Genomic DNA, 5,471 nt, shown 5'->3' with positions numbered 1-5,471 from the left:
GGACGCCGAGGTGCGCGTCGTGTTCGGCGCCGAGACGGCCGACCTGCTGACGGAGGGCATCTACGACGCGCTCACGGAACGGGCGGCGGCGGGCGTCGACGTGACCCGGCGGCAGACGGGCGGCGGGGGCATCTACCACGACAACGAGGGCGACATCGCCTACTCCATCGCCGCGCCCGCCGACGAGCTCCCGGGCGAGCTGATCGAGAGCTACCACGAGCTCTGCCCGCCGATCCTCGACGCCTTCGCGCGGCTGGGCGTCGACGCCGACTTCGTCGACGAGGAGCGGCCGCCGATCTACCAGCCGGCGTGCTACCTCCGCGGCCTCCACCCCGCCCACGACGTGGTGAGCGACGGCGGCGCCGGCCGGAAGCTGGCGGGGAACGCCCAGTACCGCCGGAAGGACGCCGTGATCCAGCACGGCTCGATCACCTACGACGCCCGGCCCGAGGCCCACCTCGCAGTCTTCGCTGATCCGGGCGTGACTCCCGAGGAGTTCTCCGAGCGCGTGGCCGGGATCACCGATATCGTCGACGTGAGCCGCGCCGAGGCCGTCGACGCCTTCGAGACCGCACTGCAGGAGTGGGCCGACGCCGAGGAGGGGAGTTGGACCGACGCGGAGCTGGCCCGCGGCCGGGAGATCGCGGCCGAGAAGTACGAGCACGACGCGTGGATCCGCGAGCGCGACGCCGAGCGGTAGCGGGACCACACCTGCGGCTGTCGGTCTCTCCCCCGGCTTCGAACCGCTTTTGGTAGTCGCTCGCGCAGTCGAACCATGCTCAAGATCGGCGCACACGTCTCCATCGCCGGGGGCGTCGACAACGCGGTCGAGCGACAGGTCGAGATCGGCGGCAACTGCGGGCAGGTGTTCACCCACTCGCCGCAGGTCTGGGACCACGGCACCATCGAGGACGAGGAGGCCGAACGGTTCCGCGAGGAGACCGAAGAGGAGCTCGCCGGCCCGTGGGTGATCCACTCCTCCTACCTCGTGAACCTCTGTACGCCGAAGGAGGACCTCCGGGAGAAGAGCCGCGACTCGATGCAGCAGGAGGTCGACGCCGCCGATCGCCTCGGCATCGAGTACGTGAACGTCCACCTCGGCGCCCACACCGGTGCCGGCGTCGAGGGCGGCATCGAGAACGCCGCGAACGTGATCGATAGCCTCGATGTACCCGACGGCGTGACAGTGCTCGTCGAGAGCGACGCGGGCAGCGGCACCAAGCTCGGCGGGGAGTTCGAGCACCTCGCGAAAGTGATCGACCGGACCGACGAGGAGATCGGCGTCTGTCTCGACACCGCCCACATGTTCGCGGCGGGCTACGACCTCTCGACGCCCGAGGCCGTCGACGAGACGGTCGCGGAGTTCGACGACGTGGTGGGGACGGAGTATCTCCACTACATCCACCTCAACGACTCCAAACACGAGTGCGGGACCAACAAGGACGAGCACGCCCACATCGGCGACGGCCACATCGGCGACGACGGCATGCGCCGGATAATCAACCACCCCGAGTGGCGCGACCAGCCGTTCGTGCTGGAGACCCCGACCGAGGACGGCCGGAGCTTCGCGTGGAACGTCGAGCACGTCCGCGAGCTGCGGGAGTAGTTTTCGCGCTTTCACTCTCCTAGTAACACATATACGTGTCAACCGACTCCCTCCATCCATGTATCGGAGGCGGCGATGACGGAGTCACCCGTATCGTTCTCGTTCTCCGACGGTGAACTGACGGTCCGCGACGAGGCGGGCGGCGGCGAGATACGGATCACCGTCGACCGTGACGCGTCCCCGACGCCCGCCACGGGGGCGTGGTTCGACGTGCCGGTCGACGACGCGGTGAGCCTGCGGACCTCGTCGATCGAACTCCACGGCGGAGCCTCCGCTCAGATCCGCCGCCCCGACGGCGAACACTACGGGGCGGTCGACGACGGCGAGTTCACGATCCTCGGCGAGGCGTACGTCGACATCGACGCCGCGCTCAAACTGCTCGTGTACGTCGACGGCGAGATCACCGGCCGGCTGGTCGGGGACGGGCAGAACCCCGAGTCGCTGCTGGTGACCGTCGACGAGCAGTCCCAGATCGTCGTCGGCGCCCGCTCACACCACGAGACGCCGATCGCGACGATATCGGTGACCGACGACCCCGAGGACCTGATGACGGCGGCGTCGTACCTCGGCTCCGCGATCAAGGAGTGGTCGGCCGAGCGTTCGTGGCCGACGCTCCGGGGCCACCCTCCGGAGATCGAACGCGGCGACGAGCTCCACGTCCCCGACGGCCTCTCCCGCCCCGACACTGAGGTGACCGTCGCAGTCCCCCGGGACACGGCCGACGTGCTCCGGGTGACGCCGCTCGCCCACTACTTCGGCGCCGACGTAGTGCCCGGCGAGCACGCCGAACTCCGGCTCGGCAGCCAGCACGTCGAGCCGCTGGGGACGGGGGCGGAGCTGGAGCGGTCCGTCGACGATCTCCTCGGCCACGCAATCGTGCTCGACAGCCTGGTCCGCATCGGCGGCTACTACTCGATGCCCCGCTACGAGTACGACGAGCTCGGGCCTGAACTCCCGTTCTACCCGCCGGAGCTGTACGACGAGCCGATCCACCGACAGCTCCTCGAGTACCTCGAAGTCCCGTTCGACACGGTCCGTCCGTACGTGCCCGACTGGCCGACGGTCGGCACCCTCCGGCCGACGGCGACCGACGCCGAAGCGGTGCCGTACCTCCTGAACACGCTCGCCCGCGTCCACGTCACCGACGACGGCCTCCCGCGAACGGCCGCCGACGCCGAGAAGCCGGTCGACCTCTCGACCAGCCCGGACGTTCCCCAGCACGTCGCCGCCCTCCCGCCCGCTGCCCGTGCGCGTGCGAGCGTCCACGAGCACCGACCGTCCGAGGGCGCCGCCGTGCTGTTCGTGGGGTTCGACCAGCCGGAACAGGACCGCTTCGCAGCGGTCGACTGGGAGCGGTTCGACCTCGCCGACCCGCCGACCGCCGACTACCGGCCGTCGGTCACCCGCGACGAACTCCGCGCGCTGCTCCGGGAGCCGTACGCGCACGTCCACTACGGGGGCGATATCTCCCAGTCGGGGTTCGTCTGCTCCGACGGCGTGCTCGGGTTCGACGAGCTCCCCGACGCCACCGTCGGCTCCGTGACGTTCCAGTGGGGGCGGCCGTCGACGGGGGAGATCACCGGCCTCCACGACGCCGTCTCGGTCGCCTGTCTGACCGACGAGTCGCTCCCGCTCGAAACCGCCCAGGAGCTCGCGATCTACCTCGTGCTCGGCCGTTCGGTCGCGACCAGTGCCCGCCTCGCGGGCGTCGACGGCGTTCGGTACCTCGGCGATCCCACGCTCGCGGTGGCCCGCCGTCCCGTCGGCCACCCGCCGTTCGTCTCCCGGATCGAGCGCGTCGGCACCGAGGAGTACCGCATCTCCGCCCGGCTCGACTCCCACGAACACGATCCGATCGGTCGGGTCGCCACCCTCCGCACCCAGAAGGCGCCAGCAACGTACCAGCTCGCCGGGACCCGGCAACTGTTCGACGAGTCGGTCTCCCGGGAGGAGCTGTCGACGTATCTCACCAACGACAGCATCTTCCGGTTCGACTGGTGCCCGGAGGACGAGCGGACGCCGTCCGTGCCCGACGACCTGCTCTCCGAGTAGCCCGCTTCCGAGGGAGACTTACCACGGCGTACCCAACACCGACTATGCGACCGCTCCTCCTCGTCGCGCTGCTCTCGCTGGTCGTCGCGCCCGCGGCGGGCGCCGGGACCGCCGCGGCGTCGGCGCCGGCAGCCCAGACCGACACCACGCTGTCGGGCACCGTCAGCTACCTGAACGGCACCGCCGTCGCGGACGCGACGGTGATCGTCGGCAGCGAGGGCCGCCTCGGCAACGCCACTGAGGCCGAACTCCGCGAGATTGCGGCCGACCCGCCCGATGGCGTCGTCACGGCGACGACAAACGACTCCGGCGGCTACGAGCTGACCGTCCCCGGCGATATCGACGCCGAGGTCGTCGTCGCCGTCGCCGACGGGGGCGCGAGCCCGCCCCGGAACTACGTCGCCGGCGAGATGGATCTCACCGTCCGCACGACTGCGACGCTCTCCTTCGAGCCGGGCGAGGTGACCGCCGAACCCGGGGAGCGCGTCTACGTGCCGTTCTCGTTGACCAACACCGGCGACCAGCCCGTCGAGGGGCTCTCGCTCTCGCTGACGCTGCCGGAGGGGTGGAACCACGTCTCGGCGAACTCCGAGACCGGGACGTACCATCAGAGCAACCGGACGTTCACCTGGGGCACCGTCGAGCCGGGCGAGACCGTCGAGGCGGAGTTCCGGATCTTCGTCGGGCTGAACGCGATCGACGACTCGGCGGAGACGTACGAACTCGCGTCGTTCGCCGACAGCCGCACCCACCCGATCCGGGTGCCCGCGGCCGCGGTCACCGTCCGCTACCCGACCGAGGCGACACAGGCGGAGATTCCCGGCTTCGGTCCGACGGCAGCGATCGCGGCGATCGCCGCCCTCGCCGGCGCGGCCGCGCTCGCACGCCGGGGCTGACGCCCGTTCGACCGACTCGCTTTTCCTCGCTGCGCCCCGACCGCCGGCCGTGCGGGAGTTCACCCCGGAGTATCTCGACCACACGCGCCGCGGGATGTGGGAGTCGACCGCGGCGCTCTCGCCGCTCGATCTCGGTAGCCGGGAGCGCATCCTTGACGTGGGCTGTGGCACGGGCGAACTCGCCCGCCTGCTCGACGCCGAGACGCCCGGCGAGGTGATCGGGGTCGACGCCGACACGGAACTGCTGGCGGTCGCCCGCGAACGGACCGACATTCCGACGGTCGCCGGCGACGCGACGCGGCTGCCGCTCCGTGACGACGCCGTCGACCTCGCGGTCTGTCAGGCGCTCCTGATCAACCTCCCCGACCCCGCGGCGGCGGTCCGGGAGTTCGCCCGCGTCTCCGACGACCTCGTCGCGGCGATCGAGCCGAACAACGCGGCCGTCGAGGTGTCATCGACGGTCGACGCCGAGGAGCGACTGGAGCGGGAGGTGCGGGAGGCGTACCTCGCGGGCGTCGAGACAGACGTGGCGATGGGTGATCGCGTGGCCGACCTGTTCGAGGCGGCCGGGCTGACGGTGGTCGACCGGCGCACGTACCGCCACGAGAAGCTGGTCGAACCGCCGTACAGCGAGCCCGCGATGGAAAGCGCCGCCCGGAAGGCCAGCGGCGCGGGCATCGCCGAGCACGAACGGGAACTGCGGGCGGCGGGGGCGGACTACGACGAACTCCGGGCCGCGTGGCGCGAGATGGGCCGGGAAGTGGTCGACGAGATGGGGGAGGCGGCGTATCGTCGCCGCGAGGTGGTGCCGTTCGAGGTGACTGTGGGGCGGGTGTAGGTCGCTGTTTCGGGTGGAACGTGGGCGGTTCTGCGGGTGGACGCGACTGGACAGTCGTATCGACGGCGAGCGGGACCGC

Annotated in this window: 5 protein-coding genes; all 5 read left to right on the top strand. The window is 70.8% G+C overall.

The window, feature by feature from the left end; genetic code table 11:
- A partial coding sequence (locus tag ACFR9S_RS07010) for a lipoate--protein ligase family protein (protein WP_379818334.1) occupies positions 1-700 on the top strand: 700 nt, incomplete at its 5' end.
- A gap of 75 nt (positions 701-775) precedes the next feature.
- Positions 776-1,606, top strand: a complete 831-nt coding sequence (locus ACFR9S_RS07005; protein ID WP_379732339.1) for a deoxyribonuclease IV — start codon at positions 776-778, stop codon at positions 1,604-1,606.
- A gap of 75 nt (positions 1,607-1,681) precedes the next feature.
- Entirely contained in the window at positions 1,682-3,658 is a 1,977-nt protein-coding gene (locus ACFR9S_RS07000) for a hypothetical protein (protein WP_379818333.1), read from the top strand.
- A 44-nt stretch (positions 3,659-3,702) separates the two neighbouring features.
- Positions 3,703-4,554 (top strand): NEW3 domain-containing protein, encoded by an 852-nt coding sequence (locus tag ACFR9S_RS06995; protein ID WP_379818332.1) that lies wholly within the window; start codon positions 3,703-3,705, stop codon positions 4,552-4,554.
- 49 nt (positions 4,555-4,603) lie between these two features.
- On the top strand, positions 4,604-5,392 hold the full coding sequence (locus tag ACFR9S_RS06990) for a class I SAM-dependent methyltransferase (protein WP_379818331.1): 789 nt from the start codon (positions 4,604-4,606) through the stop codon (positions 5,390-5,392).
- Positions 5,393-5,471: the final 79 nt, after the last annotated feature.

The organism is Halolamina salina, assembly GCF_042678005.1.
In the GTDB taxonomy this organism is placed as follows: Archaea; Halobacteriota; Halobacteria; order Halobacteriales; family Haloferacaceae; genus Halolamina; species Halolamina salina.
This window is presented reverse-complemented; position numbering and strand designations above follow the sequence as displayed.

Coding starts and splice junctions, on each gene's coding strand:
- ACFR9S_RS07005 (WP_379732339.1), top strand. CDS start 776: ATGCTCAAGATCGGCGCACACGTCTCCATCGCCGGGGGCGTCGACAAC.
- ACFR9S_RS07000 (WP_379818333.1), top strand. CDS start 1,682: ATGACGGAGTCACCCGTATCGTTCTCGTTCTCCGACGGTGAACTGACG.
- ACFR9S_RS06995 (WP_379818332.1), top strand. CDS start 3,703: ATGCGACCGCTCCTCCTCGTCGCGCTGCTCTCGCTGGTCGTCGCGCCC.